Below are 14,663 nucleotides of genomic sequence, written 5' to 3'. Positions count from 1 at the left end.
GCGCAATGTGTGATTGAACGGATGGCTAAGCCGAAATGGTGGCGATAGGCTTTGTTGCGGAGGTGTTGATGAAGAAAGTAACCGCCTTGAGCACGGCCCGTCGTTTAAGATCCTGCATGACAGAGGCAGAAAAAGCGTTGTGGCTGCAACTGCGCGATCGCCGTTTCACAGGGTTTAAATTTCGCCGGCAATTCCCTGTCGGGCCCTATTTTGCAGATTTTCTCTGCTGGCAAGCCAAGTTGATTATTGAATTGGATGGCGGTCAGCATGCGGAGCAGGTTGTTTACGATCGGCAGCGGACCCGCTTTCTTGAGCAGCAGGGATTTACGGTGATTCGCTTTTGGAACAATGAAATTTTTCAAAACTGGGAGGGGGTCGCGCAGATTATTTTGCGGCATTTGCAGAGCTGCCCCTCACCCCAGCCCTCTCCCCGAGGGAGAGGGGGCAAAGGACGTTAGGTGGCTGCATTGAGCCACAGATACCGGACTGGAGGGTGGCGTTGCGGTGATTGGCTTGAACAGTCCCCCTGGTCTTGGTATGTGGGGTAGAGGACGTTAGCTGGGACTTGGGAATTGCATTGATCACAGCCGCCAAGTGTGAGTGTGATAGCAGAGATTGGCACTGAACAGTCCCCTCTCCCTGGGGGAGAGGGCTAGGGTGAGGGGACTTGCACGGATGCTTTACTTCACCTGCATACCTGGCTGCGCACCGCTATCCGGGCTCAGCAGGAAGATCTCTTTCCCGCCAGGGCCAGCGGCCATCACCATACCTTCGGAGATGCCGAAACGCATTTTGCGTGGTGCCAGATTGGCCACCATAATGGTCAAGCGCCCTTCCAGCAGTTTCGGGTCCGGGTAAGCTGAACGGATGCCAGAGAAGACCTGCCGGGATTCGCCGCCCAGATCCAACTGCAACTTCAACAGCTTGTCGGAACCTTCCACAAACTCGGCGCTTTTGATCAGCGCAATCCGCATGTCTACCTTAGCGAAATCGTCAAAGGTGATGGTTTCCTGAATCGGAGCGTCCGCCAGCGGGCCGGTCACCACTTTTGCGGCGGCCATGTCTTCTTTCGATGAGTTAACCATTTCATTCACTTTGTCGAGATCGATACGGTTGAACAGCGCTTTGAAGGTGTTCACCTGATGCCCCAGCAGTGGCTGCGCGATAGCATCCCAACTCAGTTCACAGTTAAGGAAAGCTTCGGTGCGTTCGGTCAACGCAGGCAATACCGGCTTCAGGTAGGTCATCAGGATGCGGAACAGGTTGATGCCCATTGAGCAGATCGCTTGCAGATCGGCGTCACGCCCTTCTTGTTTCGCTACCACCCACGGAGCCTGCTCGTCCACATAGCGGTTAGCCAAGTCGGCCAGCGCCATGATTTCGCGGATCGCCCGGCTGGTTTCGCGGCTAGCGTAGGCTTCTTCAATGCTGGCGGCGGCGTCAACGAAGGTCTGGAACAGGGCTGGATCGGCCAGTTGATCGGCCAGTTGCCCGCCAAAGCGCTTGTTGATAAAACCGGCGTTACGCGAAGCCAGGTTGACCACTTTGTTGACGATATCGGCATTCACACGCTGTACGAAATCTTCCAGATTCAGGTCGATATCGTCGATACGTGAAGAGAGCTTGGCGGCATAGTAGTAACGCAGGCAGTCGGCATCCAAGTGTTGCAGGTAGGTTCCGGCCTTAATAAAAGTACCGCGCGATTTGGACATTTTCGCGCCGTTCACCGTCACATAACCATGTACAAACAGGTTGGTTGGCTTGCGGAAGTTGCTGCCTTCCAGCATCGCTGGCCAGAACAGGCTGTGGAAATAGACGATGTCTTTACCGATAAAATGATACAGCTCGGTGGTGGAGTCTTTACGCCAGAATTCGTCGAAGTCCAGATCGCCACGTTTGTCACACAGGTTTTTGAACGAGCCCATATAACCGATCGGCGCATCTAGCCAAACGTAGAAATATTTACCGGCAGCATCCGGGATTTCAAAGCCAAAATACGGCGCATCGCGGGAGATATCCCACTGTTGCAGGCCGGATTCGAACCATTCCTGCATCTTGTTCGCAACCTGCTCCTGTAACGCGCCGGAACGGGTCCAGGCTTGCAGCATGTCGCTGAACGCAGGCAGATCAAAGAAGAAATGTTCGGAGTCGCGCATCACCGGCGTTGCGCCAGAGACGACGGATTTCGGTTCGATAAGTTCGGTCGGGCTGTAGGTGGCGCCGCACACTTCGCAGTTATCGCCATACTGGTCCGGGGCTTTACACTTCGGACAAGTGCCTTTCACAAAACGATCCGGCAGGAACATGCCTTTCTCAGGATCGTAAAGCTGAGAAATAGTGCGTTTCTTGATAAAGCCGTTCTCTTTCAGACGGCTGTAGATCAGGCTCGCCAGTTCACGGTTTTCTTCGCTATGGGTTGAATGATAGTTGTCATAGCTGATGCCAAAACCGGCGAAATCCTGTTGGTGCTCGTGGCTCATTTCCGCGATCATTTCTTCTGGCTGAATACCCATCTGCTGCGCTTTCAGCATGATCGGCGTGCCGTGTGCGTCGTCCGCACAGATGAAATGAACCTCGTGGCCGCGCATTCGTTGGTAACGAACCCAGATATCTGCCTGGATGTGCTCGAGCATGTGGCCGAGATGGATGGAACCATTTGCGTACGGTAGCGCGCACGTCACCAATAATTTTTTCGCGACTTGAGCCATAGTGAGAAGTTGCTTTCTGTAATGAATAAAAAGGGGCTTTGATGTTAACCGATCGCGCTCTTGGCTGCCAGAGCGGTTTCTTTCGGGTTATACGCGCGAGTTACCTCACAGTTCTGATATGCTTGTGAGGATGCTATTCATTTAAAAAATCAAGGAGCCGGGATGAACGCAAAATCCCCTGAGCAGACCAACCCTGAAGTTCTGCGCGCCCTGGTGACCGGTGTATTGGCCGCCTTTGAACACCCAACGTTAAAAAATAATCTGACTGCCCTGAAAGCGATCCACCACTGCGCCATGCTGGACAAGGTTCTGCATATCGAACTGATCATGCCATTCGCCTGGCGCAGCGGTTTTGCAACGCTGAAAGCAACGGTCGGTGATGAATTGCTGCGCGTAACGGGCGCACAAGCCATCGATTGGAAGCTGAAACAGGATATCGTCACCCTGAAGCGGGCCAACGATCAGGCTGGTGTGAAGGGCGTGCGTAACATTATTGCCGTCAGTTCCGGCAAGGGTGGGGTGGGGAAATCCAGCACCGCCGTTAACCTGGCACTGGCGCTGGTGGCCGAAGGAGCCAAGGTGGGGATCCTCGATGCGGACATTTATGGCCCGTCGATCCCGAATATGCTGGGTACCGAACATGAGCGGCCAACGTCGCCAGATGGCCAGCATATGGCACCGATCATGGCGCACGGCCTGGCCACTAACTCGATCGGTTATTTGGTGACTGACGACAACGCCATGGTATGGCGCGGCCCGATGGCCAGCAAAGCGCTGCTGCAACTGTTGCAAGATACGATTTGGCCGGATCTGGATTATCTGGTGCTGGATATGCCACCGGGCACCGGTGATATTCAACTGACGCTGTCGCAGAATATCCCGGTTACCGGCGCATTGGTGGTGACCACGCCGCAGGATATCGCATTGCTGGATGCGGCAAAGGGCATTGTGATGTTTGAGAAAGTGCATGTGCCAGTGTTAGGCATCGTCGAGAACATGAGCACGCATATTTGCAGCAACTGCGGCCATCACGAACCTATTTTCGGCACCGGTGGTGCAGAAAAGCTGGTGAAGAAATACAACAGCCGCCTGTTAGGGCAGATGCCGTTGCATATCTCACTGCGTGAAGATTTGGATCGGGGCCAGCCAACGGTCATCAGCCGCCCTGACAGCGAGTTTGCCGAGATGTATCGCCAACTGGCGGGGCGTGTGGCGGCGCAGATGTACTGGCAAGGGGAAGCGATCCCGACCGAGATTTTCTTCCGCGCGGTATAAGACAGTATTAACTATGATAACCCGGCACACTGTGCCTAATGCTTGTCAGTTAAGGCTAGCCAGTTCCCTCTCCCCAAAGGCTGTCTCTTATACACATTTCCCCGGCACAAACGCCGGGGAGTTTTTGAACTTTCTCCCCGTCTGTTGATCTCTCTTTATATTCTCCTCTTCTTCGGTTTTTAGTATGGTGCTTTCTGATTGTTATTCATGGGCTAATGACACTTTTGGGCTCGCTCAACTTGGCGACTATCGGCGAACTCAGCGTCTCGTCAAATTCACTGCCTCGTTGGCTAAAAATACAGGACTTTCTATTGTGAAATCATCCCAAACCACCGCTGAAGTTGAAGGGGCTTATCGTCTGATCCGCAATCCCAACGTCTCACCCGATGCCATTGCCGAGGCCGGCTTCAACGCCACAGCAATGGCCGCCAAGACGCACACCCTGCTACTTGCTTTGGAAGACACCACCTCCATTAACTTCGCTCACACCACCGCGTATGACGAGTTGGGAAATACGACAACCAGCAAGAATACGCATGGCCTGTTAGCCCACACCGTCCTGCTTTATGCTCCCGAGCACGCACTGTTCTTGGGGCTCATCGACCAGCATCGCTGGAGCCGTGAAGCGAACAAATACGGTAAAAAGCACCAACGTAAACACGTGCCTTATGAAGAGAAAGAGAGTTACAAATGGCAACAGGCATCTGAACGAACGGCACAGCGTCTCGGTGACACACAAGCACACGTTATCTCCGTCTGTGACCGGGAAGCGGATATCTGGCATTACCTTGATTATAAAACGAAAAATAAACAGCGCTTCATCGTTCGAGCCGCTCAGAACCGGTTGCTAAGTGGACATAATGAGAAGCTGTTGGAGTTGCCAGAAACGCTAACAGAAGCAGGCAGTTATCGACTGAATGTGGTCCAGAAAGGCGGACGTGCTGCGCGTGGGGCACAAATGAGTATCCGCTATAGCTCGGTCGAACTCAAAATGCCGGGGAGTACGTCAGAAGAAAATACCGTCCCACTGACGTATATCTGCTGTCGTGAAGAAGGAGAAGACGGAGCGTGCTGGCACCTTCTGACATCAGAAAAAGTCACATCAGCGGAAGAAGCCCGGGTGATTATCAGTTACTACGAGCGTCGCTGGCTGATAGAGGAATACCATAAAGCGTGGAAAAGCGGTGGAACGCAGGTGGAACAGCTACGGATGCAAACGCGAAATAATCTGGAGCGAATGATCGTCATCCTGAGCTTTATAGCGGTGCGGGTGTTGGCGTTACGCCAGGGCGGGTTGAGTGAAGAGACGCTCAATGCAAGCTGTGAACGGGTACTGAGTCCACTTGAATGGACGTTGTTGTGGGTGAAACAGGAAGGTAAAACCTTGCCGAAGAGGCCGCCGAGTGTGAAGTGGGCGTACCTGAATCTGGCGAAGCTGGGGCGTTGGTATGACAGTAAACGAACGGGACGAGCAGGATGGGTAGTGATGTGGGAGGGATGGTTCAAGCTTCAGGATATCGTCGAAGGGTATAAACTGGCGAAGTCTCTTGATCAGGAGATCTGATCAAGAGACAGCCCCAAAGGAGAGGGAGCGACTCCTTTAGCCATTGCGCATGACTATGCAGTTTTACACTTAACTGACCGGCATAACACACTATGCCGGTTTTTTTAATTGTGCTTTATAGCAGCAGGCGATGGGGTTTTGTTGTGCAGATCGGCGCGCACAAAAGGTTTGTGTATGGGAGCTATGGTCACGGCAATCCGCTCCAGTAACCCTTGAGTTGGGGCGGCGGTGCCGGTGTTGATCAGGAACAGGGGCAGAACCAGCGTAGCGGCGATCTTGCGGTAGGAAAGCCGAGGCGGCGGAGTGCCGCGCTGAAGCAGCAGGAAGGTGCTGCTGACGATCAGGCCTAATAGCAGGCCAGTGATCACTTCTGAGGTGGAATGGACGTGAATCGCCAAGCGTGAATAACCTACCGCGATGGCCAGCACATACCCCACAATCACCGCCAAGCGCCGCACTATTGGTGCAAAACGCCCGCTGAGTAACCACAACATCACTGGCCAGATACTGGCAGACAGCGCCGAGTGGCCGCTGAATCCGGTGAAATCAAACTCGCGGCTGCCAATGCCCCAGCCCATAAATGCCAATTTTGATACACACACCACGGCTCCGACGCCGCCGAACAGCAGTGTCCATTCCCAAGTGGGTTTTCTGCTGGCGGGCGCGAACATCAAAATTATAAAGATAATGGCTGCGCAGGGTAGTAGCAGCATGCTGTCACCGAAGAAGGTCAGGAAATGCCAGTTCATGTGCGGCGGCACTCCACGGTGGGAAATAAATCACGTTGTTTCACGGGTTTGAAGACTCGTTGAAAGTGAGCAGGATATTAATAAGACGATTGTACGCTGAGAGCCGGGTTTGCAGTAGCGGAAATGTTCTGAAAACGCCGTTCGGCGTCTATACACAAAATAATTCGAGTTGCTTGTAGACGGCAAGCACCGGAGAGCCAAGGAGCACAGATCACTATGTGACTGGGGCGGTCAACACCCAAGCAACTTGATGTATAAAGTGTGTAAGGGGATAAATACTGGCGTCATATGGGGTAACTCCCTATAATCAGCCCGTTCTAGTTCCCCCTTTCCTCACTATAAATCAGGTCTTTAATTTTATGACTGACAAGCCGCATCAGTGCGTCATTATTGGTATCGCTGGCGCATCTGCCTCCGGAAAAAGCCTTATCGCCAGTACTTTGTATCGTGAACTCCGCGATCAGGTGGGTGATGAACATATCGGTGTGATCCCGGAAGACAGTTACTATAAAGATCAGGCCCATTTGACCATGGAAGAACGGGTCAAAACCAACTACGACCACCCGAGCTCCATGGATCACGATCTGCTGTTTCAGCATCTGCAAATGTTGAAGGCCGGTCAGGCAATTGAATTACCGCTGTATAGCTACACCGAACATACGCGTAAAAAAGAAACGGTTCTTCTACAGCCGAAAAAAGTCATCATTCTGGAAGGCATTTTGTTGCTGACGGATATCCGCCTGCGTCAGGCGATGAATTTCTCGATCTTTGTCGACACACCGTTGGATATTTGCCTGATGCGCCGCATGAAGCGCGACGTGAATGAGCGCGGTCGTTCGATGGATTCCGTGATGGCGCAGTACCAGAAAACCGTTCGTCCAATGTTCCTGCAGTTTATTGAACCTTCCAAGCAGTATGCCGATATCATCGTTCCGCGCGGTGGCAAAAACCGTATTGCGATTGATATTCTGAAAGCCAAAATCAGCCAATTCTTTGAATAACCGCCTTTAATGGCTGGAAAAGCGCGTTTTTCCAGCCATTGGCGGACTAGTTTGCGCTCTGACATAGACCTTCGGTCTGTTATGTGGCAATTTTTGTATGAATTCATACCCAAAGTACTTGGAGTTGCAGGTAGGCGGCAACTGAGAGAATCCCCAGGAGCTTACTCAAGTAAGTGACTGGGGTGAGTGAAGGCAGCCAACACCCCTGCAACTTCAAGTAAGAAGGGTATATGTGCTTTGATGGAATGGAGATAATTTAATGAGACTGTGCGACCGCGATATAGAAGCCTGGCTGGATAGCGAAAAACTGGTCATTTCGCCTCGTCCGCCGATTGAGCGTATTAACGGCGCCACAGTGGATGTCCGCTTGGGCAATCAATTCCGCGTATTCCGTGGTCATACCGCCGCATTTATCGATCTGAGCGGGCCCAAAGACGAAGTGGGCGCTGCGCTTGATCGCGTGATGAGCGATGAAATTGTGTTACCAGAAGGGGAAGCTTTCTTCCTGCACCCAGGTGAACTGGCGCTGGCGGTAACGCTGGAATCGGTGACGCTGCCAAACGATCTGGTGGGCTGGCTTGATGGCCGTTCTTCCTTGGCGCGCCTGGGTTTGATGGTGCACGTTACTGCGCATCGTATCGATCCGGGTTGGCGCGGCCGAATTGTGCTGGAGTTCTATAATTCAGGTAAGCTGCCGTTGGCGTTACGCCCCGGTATGTTGATCGGTGCTCTGAGTTTTGAACTGCTTACCGGGCCAGCTGCGCGCCCTTACAACAGCCGCCAGGATGCGAAATACAAAGATCAGCAAGGGGCAGTCGCCAGCCGCATCGATAAGGACTGACCGCGCTGGGTGTTTGCCGGTGTTGTGCTGATAATGAGGATGGCATGAGAAGATTACTGACAGCTTTGGTGATTTTGCTGGTAGTGCTGGTGGCAGGTATGACTGCGTTGGTGCTGCTGGTCAATCCGAATGATTTCCGTGCCTATATGGTCAAGAAGGTTGAACAGCGTAGCGGCTATCATCTGACGCTGGAAGGTGACCTGCGCTGGCATGTCTGGCCGCAGCTCAGCATTTTGGCCGGGCGTATGACCCTGACCGCGCCGGGGGCCAAAGCACCGGTGGTCAGTGCTGATAATATGCGGCTTGATGTTAAATTTTGGCCGCTGATTTCCCACCAACTGTATGTCAAACAGGTGATGCTGAAAAGTGCCGTCATCCGCTTGACCCCCGATAGCGAAGAACAAACGCAGCCGAATGCGCCGATCGCCCCTGGCGGTAACCAGGCAGATGATACAACCGAATCCACGTGGAAATTTGATATCGATAATCTGCGCGTGGTGGACAGCCTGCTGATTTGGCAGCGCGCCAATAACGAACAGATTAACGTTCGCGATATCAATTTGACCCTGCAGCAAAACGGCCAACATCAGGCACAGATGGAGCTTTCCAGCCGGGTGAACCGCGATCAGCGCGACCTGACGTTTATAATGGCCGCCGATCTCGATCTGCAGCAATATCCCCGCCAGATTGGTGCCAAAGTCACACAGTTCAGCTATCAGTTTGAAGGTGCAGATATTCCTGCCGCAGGCATCAAGGGGGAAGGTAGCGTACAGGCGGTGTATCAGCAGTCGCCACAGCAGATCGCCTTCAGCCAACTGATGCTCAGTGCTAATGACAGCCAACTGGCCGGTGATGCCAGCGCGCAGTTAGGATCGATCCCCAGCTATACCCTGAATCTCAGTTCAAGCCATCTTAACTTTGATGCGCTTTCGGGCTGGCAGAAGAAAAACTCTGATGAAGTGCAACAGACGGCGGCAATGACGTCGGCGCCGGTTATTGCCAATCAGACAGACGATCCACAACAGAATTTGCAGATGCTGCGTGATTTTAACGCCCAGTTGAATCTGAAGGCTGAACAGGTGACCTACCGTGGGCTGAGCATCAGCCAACTGGTGGCGCGGGCGGATAACCAGCGGGGATTGCTGGCGGTAAAAACCTTGTCTGGCAATGTGGCCGGCGGGGATTTTGCCTTGCCGGGTTTGCTGGATGCTCGCGGCAGCAAACCGGTCATCAAGCTACAACCGGTATTGCGCAAGGTTGAGCTGGGGGATGTGCTTAAAGCGTTCGGTATGCCATTGGTGTTAACCGGAACCTTCAGTATGCAGGGGGATCTGACGGGCGATCGCCTGACGGCCTCTTCTTTTGAGCATCGCTGGCAGGGTACGGCTGAAATGGCTATGCAAAACGCCCAGTTGCACGGATTGAACATTCATCAACTGATTCAGCAGGCTGTAGCACGTAGCAATAGCAGCGTGCACGGGCAGGATAGCTATCAGCGTTATACCGAAGTGAAACAGGTGAGTGCCAAAGGTAGCCTGCGTAACGGGACTATCAGCCTCAGCGATCTAGCGGCAGACTCTGAACTGTTCAGCCTGACCGGCGGCGGTACGCTGGACATGCCGGGTAAACAGTCTGATATGACGCTGAACGTGCTGGTGACCGGCGGTTGGCAGGGTGACAATGCCTTGATTGCACAGTTGAGGAAAACGCCGATCCCGCTACGGGTTTATGGGCCGTGGGAAGAGCTTAATTATCAGCTACAGGTCGATCAGATTCTGCGTAATGCGCTGCAGGATCGTGCCAAAGATGCCTTGAATAAGTGGGCAGAGAAGAACAAAGGTTCGCGCGAAGGGCAGGACTTGAAGAAACTGCTGGATAAACTGTAACTTTTGGCCTGATGTGCAGGGTGTTCTACTTTGGCGGGGGAGAGGCAATCTTCCCCTCACCCTAACCCTCTCCCACAGGGAGAGGGAACTGTCAGCAGCGCGCATTAAGCTTTCTGGTTACTATTTTAGCGCCCTCTCCTACATGGATAGGGAACTGTCACCAGAGCGCATTAAGCTTTTATCGCTACTATTTTTTGCCCCTCTCCTTTGGGGCATAGGTATCTACACATTTTTGCACGGAAGGTGGGACTCCCTCTCCCTTGGGAGAGGGCGGGGGTGAGGGGCCTTTTTATCACGATCTATTGCCAGCGACTCCGTTGGAAACTCATTGTAATGGACAACAAAATCCATTGAATTAATTGATATTTAATCAATGAAAGTTCGCCGTGAATAGCCCCTCACCCTAGCCCTCTCCCGCGGGGAGAGGGGACCGTTCAGTGCACATTTCAAGCACCAAAGCCGCAGCAAGCCGTGATACTCTGTCCGTCGGAGGTGATGGGGCTGTCTATTGGCAACTTGTGTAGATACCTATGCCTACAGGGAGAGGGAACTGTCAGCAGCGCGCATTAAGCTTTTATTGCTACTATTTTTTGCCCCCTCTCCTTTGGGGAGAGGGCCGGGGTGAGGGGAAGCCACGATCGGCCTCACTTATCAATACCACCACAGTCCCGCCTGAAGTTTCATTATTTCTTGATAGTTTCCTCTCGCAACGTTGATGAATGTCATAATATCCTATGTCGATTTTCTGCAGAGTGTGGCGGTATTCTTCGGCCATAGTCGGTTGGGCTGAAACAAAATAATTAAGTTGAGGATTTATGATAGAACTTCTGATTGGTGTGGTAGTAGCGGTAGGTGTTGGCCGTTACATTATCAAAGGTTATTCGGCCACAGGAGTACTGATGGTCGGGGGGCTGATGCTACTGACGATCAGCGCACTGATGGGCAAAAGCGTGTTGCCTGCCAGCGCAACGTCAACCGGTTGGCGCGCCACTGATATTTTCGAATATGTGAAAATCCTGCTGATGAGCCGCGGTGGCGATCTCGGCATGATGATCATGATGCTTTGCGGTTTTGCCGCTTACATGACGCACATTGGTGCCAACGATGTGGTAGTGAAACTGGCCTCGCGCCCGTTGCAGATGATTAACTCCCCTTATTTACTGATGATCGCCGCCTATTTCGTTGCCTGCTTGATGTCATTGGCGGTGTCTTCTGCCACCGGCTTGGGCGTGTTGCTGATGGCAACGCTGTTCCCGTTGATGGTGAATGTAGGGATCAGCCGTGGTGCGGCGGCGGCTATCTGTGCTTCCCCTGCGGCGATTATCCTTTCACCGACCTCCGGTGACGTGGTGCTGGCGGCCAAGGCGGCTGAAATGCCGCTGGTCGATTTTGCCTTTAAAACCACGCTGCCTATTTCGATTGCCGCCATTGTTTGTATGGCGATTGCCCATTTCTTTTGGCAGCGTTATCTCGATAAGAAAAACAACGAACAGCATCACATTGTTGATGTGAGTGAAATCACCACCCATGCACCCGCTTTCTATGCCATTCTGCCGTTTGCGCCGATCTTGGGTGTGCTGGTGTTTGATGGCAAATGGGGCCCAGAACTGCACATCATCACCATATTGGTGATCTGCATGTTCCTGACTGCGGTGATTGAGTTTATCCGCAGCTTCAATGCAAAAACCGTATTTACTGGCCTGGAAGTGGCTTACCGTGGCATGGCGGATGCGTTTGCCAGCGTGGTGATGCTGCTGGTTGCTGCGGGGGTATTTGCGCAGGGGCTGAGCACCGTTGGGTTTATCAGTGGCTTGATCGGCCTGGCGCAGTCGTTTGGCACCGGTGGCATTATTATGATGCTGGTTCTGGTGGTGATTACCATGCTGGCGGCAATGACCACCGGCTCCGGTAATGCGCCTTTCTACGCGTTTGTTGAACTGATCCCGAAACTGGCCGCACAGATGGGGATTAACCCCGCTTATTTGGTGATCCCGATGTTGCAGGCATCAAACCTTGGCCGAACGTTGTCGCCGGTTTCAGGGGTGGTTGTGGCGGTGGCTGGGATGGCGAAAATCTCGCCGTTCGAAGTCGTGAAGCGGACTTCTGTGCCAGTGATCGTAGGGCTGATTGTGGTGGTAGTGGCAACAGAACTGCTGGTTCCATTGCGCTGATTGGCCATGCCAGCCGGTTTTAGGGAATATTGCTGTGCTAAAGCCCCCTCACCCCGGCCCTCTCCCGGAGGGAGAGGGGGAAAACACGGTTAGTGTCTTCGCTTTTGGGGATAGGGGGAAGTTAACCGTACTACAAACCGCCACTCTGTTCTTCCACAAGGTGAACGGAAACTCCGGTCAGTTCTCTCTCCCTTGGGACTAGGGTGATGGGATGATCATCGCACTACAAGCCACCACTTTGCCTAGTTGGTTTTTTCGGTGAGTGGCTGGGAGTATTGCCAGGCTAAAGCCCCTCACCCCGGCCCTCTCCCGGAGGGCTGTCTCTTATACACAACTCGGCATCTTGCTGTTTTTTAATGTAATTATTTTAAGCCTGTCAATTTTCCGCTCGAAAAAATTATCTTTAAAATCAGCCTGCTATGTTTCTCAAATTGCGGCTATTTGACCGCAATTTGAGATGTGTATAAGAGACAGCCCGGAGGGAGAGGGGGAAAACACGGTTAGTGTCTTTGCTTTTGGGGATAGGGGGAAGTTAACCGTACTACAAACCCCCACTCTGTTCTTCCGCAAGGTGAAAGGGAAACACCAGTCAGTTCCCTCTCCCGCAGGGAGAGGGGGGAAACCCGATGAGTGTCTTCGCTTTTGAGGATAGGGGGAAGTTAACCGTACTACAAACCGCCACACTGTTCTTCCACAAGGTGAAAGGAAAACACCGGTCAGTTCCCTCTCCCTTGGGGAGAGGGTTAGGGTGAGAGGGCGATCACCGCACTACAAGGCCCCATTCTGCACTTCTACAATTCAAACTTCGTAGTCTTCTTCCGGCGCGATTAGCGGGGTGATTTTTACTTTCATGATGCGGTGGCTGCTGATCTCCAGCGGTTCAAACAGATAGTCGCCAATTTGCAACTGTTCGCCTTCTTGCGGAATGCGCTGGCAATGCTCCATCAATAAACCGGCCAGCGTATGGTATTCACGCTTTTCTTCTATTGGCAGCGGCACATACAGCACCAAGTCTTCCAGCGGCATGTGACCATTGGCGATCCAGCAGCCGTCGGTGGTTTGCTGGATGTCGTGGCGTGCGTCGATCTCCTCATCCGCCTCTGGCAGGTTACCGGCGATGGTCTCCATAACGTCGGTCAAGGTGACGACGCCCTCGATCGAACCAAACTCATCGACGACAAAAGCAAAGTGCGTTTTTGCCTGGCGGAATTGTTCCAGTGCAGAAAGCAACGTCAATTGCTCAGGGAAGATCAGCGGTTGGCGCACCAAAGCGCGCAGATCCAGTGAGTCCTGTTGCAACTGCTGTTTCAACACGTCGATGGTGTGGATCACCCCCAAGGGTTCATCGCTGGCGTTGTCCTCTGTTACCACGATGCGCGTATGCTGGTTTTTACCCAGTAACTGCGTCAGTTTTTCTTGTGCGTCGTTGAGCGCAAGGTATTCCACATCATGCCGTGAGGTCATGATACTGCTGACCGTACGCTGCGCCATGCCCAGCACGCGCTCGATCATGTGGCGTTCCTGCCGGTTGAAAATCTCACCGCTTTCACTGGTGCTGTCCGCCAGCAGGCTGGCAGAATGGCTGTCTACTTCTGCCTCTTCATGTTTGCCGCTCAGCATGCGTAATACCGCTTCAGCTGTGCGTTCACGCAGGGGGCGAACCTTAGAAAGAAAGCGCCGCCGGTTGAATTGTGCCAGTTGGTTCAATGCTTCGATCATTACTGAGAAGCCAATCGCAGCATAGAGATAGCCTTTCGGGATATGATAGCCGAACCCTTCCGCAACCAGGCTGAAACCGATCATCAGCAAGAAGCTGAGGCACAGAATAACGATGGTGGGGTGAGCATTAACAAAGCGCGTAAGCGGCTTGCTGGCAAGCAGCATCAGGCCAATCGCGATACAGACGGCGATCATCATTACCGCGAGGTGATCGACCATCCCGACAGCCGTGATTACCGAATCCAGAGAGAATACCGCATCAAGCACGACTATTTGCGCGACGACCGGCCAAAAACGAGCCCCTTTACGCTGCCCGTGCTGCTCTTCGTCTTTGCCTTCCAGCCGTTCGTTCAGCTCCATCGTGGCTTTAAACAGCAGGAAGATACCGCCGATCAGCATGATCAGATCCCGGCCACTGAACGGGTGACCCGCGGCGGTAAACAGGGGCTTGGTGAGGGTTGCCAGCCATGAGATTGAGGCAAGCAGAGCCAAACGCATCAGCAGTGCCAGCAAAAGGCCAACAACGCGTGCTTTATCTCTTTGTTTTTTCGGTAACTTTTCCGCCAGGATGGCGATAAAGATGAGGTTATCTATCCCCAGTACAATCTCCAGCACAACCAGGGTGGCCAAGCCGGCCCAAATTGTTGGATCTGCGATCCATTCCATACGCCCAATTTCACCTTTAAGTTCGGCGGCACATGCCGCAATCGGAATGATGGACGCTGAGAAAGGGGAATTCAACTTTAAAT

General features: G+C 53.0%; 10 protein-coding genes. 7 read left to right on the top strand and 3 right to left on the bottom strand.

The window, feature by feature from the left end; genetic code table 11:
• Positions 1 to 68 precede the first annotated feature (68 nt).
• Positions 69 to 458: an endonuclease domain-containing protein gene (locus tag ACX1CU_RS15565; RefSeq protein WP_459399178.1), complete on the top strand. Its 390-nt coding sequence runs from the start codon at positions 69 to 71 to the stop codon at positions 456 to 458.
• A gap of 222 nt (positions 459 to 680) precedes the next feature.
• Here the strand turns inward: ACX1CU_RS15565 and metG are convergent, their stop codons facing one another.
• Positions 681 to 2,708: a methionine--tRNA ligase gene (gene metG, locus ACX1CU_RS15560; protein WP_459399177.1), complete on the bottom strand. Its 2,028-nt coding sequence runs from the start codon at positions 2,706 to 2,708 to the stop codon at positions 681 to 683.
• A gap of 162 nt (positions 2,709 to 2,870) precedes the next feature.
• Here metG and apbC point away from each other — a divergent pair, with 162 nt between their 5' ends.
• Together apbC and ACX1CU_RS15550 are read left to right on the top strand one after the other, a co-directional pair.
• The gene (apbC, locus tag ACX1CU_RS15555) at positions 2,871 to 3,983 is read left to right on the top strand and encodes an iron-sulfur cluster carrier protein ApbC (protein WP_459399176.1); all 1,113 of its coding nucleotides are present in this window, start codon (positions 2,871 to 2,873) and stop codon (positions 3,981 to 3,983) included.
• A gap of 184 nt (positions 3,984 to 4,167) precedes the next feature.
• Entirely contained in the window at positions 4,168 to 5,547 is a 1,380-nt protein-coding gene (locus ACX1CU_RS15550; protein WP_459399175.1) for an IS4 family transposase, read from the top strand.
• Positions 5,548 to 5,651: 104 nt separating this feature from the next.
• Here ACX1CU_RS15550 and ACX1CU_RS15545 read toward each other — a convergent pair whose 3' ends face one another.
• Positions 5,652 to 6,296 (bottom strand): phosphatase PAP2 family protein, encoded by a 645-nt coding sequence (locus tag ACX1CU_RS15545; RefSeq protein ID WP_459399174.1) that lies wholly within the window; start codon positions 6,294 to 6,296, stop codon positions 5,652 to 5,654.
• Between the two features lie 359 nt (positions 6,297 to 6,655).
• Between ACX1CU_RS15545 and udk the strand changes: the two genes are divergently transcribed.
• The 4 genes from udk to dcuC all read left to right on the top strand — a co-directional run bounded on the left by udk (position 6,656) and on the right by dcuC (position 12,195).
• On the top strand, positions 6,656 to 7,297 hold the full coding sequence (udk, locus tag ACX1CU_RS15540) for a uridine kinase (protein WP_459399173.1): 642 nt from the start codon (positions 6,656 to 6,658) through the stop codon (positions 7,295 to 7,297).
• Between the two features lie 259 nt (positions 7,298 to 7,556).
• Positions 7,557 to 8,138 (top strand): dCTP deaminase, encoded by a 582-nt coding sequence (gene dcd / locus ACX1CU_RS15535; RefSeq protein ID WP_459399172.1) that lies wholly within the window; start codon positions 7,557 to 7,559, stop codon positions 8,136 to 8,138.
• Between the two features lie 44 nt (positions 8,139 to 8,182).
• The gene (gene asmA, locus ACX1CU_RS15530) at positions 8,183 to 10,024 is read left to right on the top strand and encodes an outer membrane assembly protein AsmA (RefSeq protein WP_459399171.1); all 1,842 of its coding nucleotides are present in this window, start codon (positions 8,183 to 8,185) and stop codon (positions 10,022 to 10,024) included.
• Positions 10,025 to 10,839: 815 nt separating this feature from the next.
• Positions 10,840 to 12,195 carry an anaerobic C4-dicarboxylate transporter DcuC gene (gene dcuC / locus ACX1CU_RS15525; protein WP_459399170.1) on the top strand — a complete coding sequence of 452 codons (1,356 nt, stop codon included), beginning with the start codon at positions 10,840 to 10,842 and terminating at the stop codon, positions 12,193 to 12,195.
• Positions 12,196 to 12,993: 798 nt separating this feature from the next.
• Here dcuC and ACX1CU_RS15520 read toward each other — a convergent pair.
• Positions 12,994 to 14,580 carry a TerC family protein gene (locus ACX1CU_RS15520; RefSeq protein WP_459399169.1) on the bottom strand — a complete coding sequence of 529 codons (1,587 nt, stop codon included), beginning with the start codon at positions 14,578 to 14,580 and terminating at the stop codon, positions 12,994 to 12,996.
• Positions 14,581 to 14,663: the final 83 nt, after the last annotated feature.

It is taken from the genome of Serratia sp. D1N4 (assembly GCF_054552755.1).
This window is presented reverse-complemented; position numbering and strand designations above follow the sequence as displayed.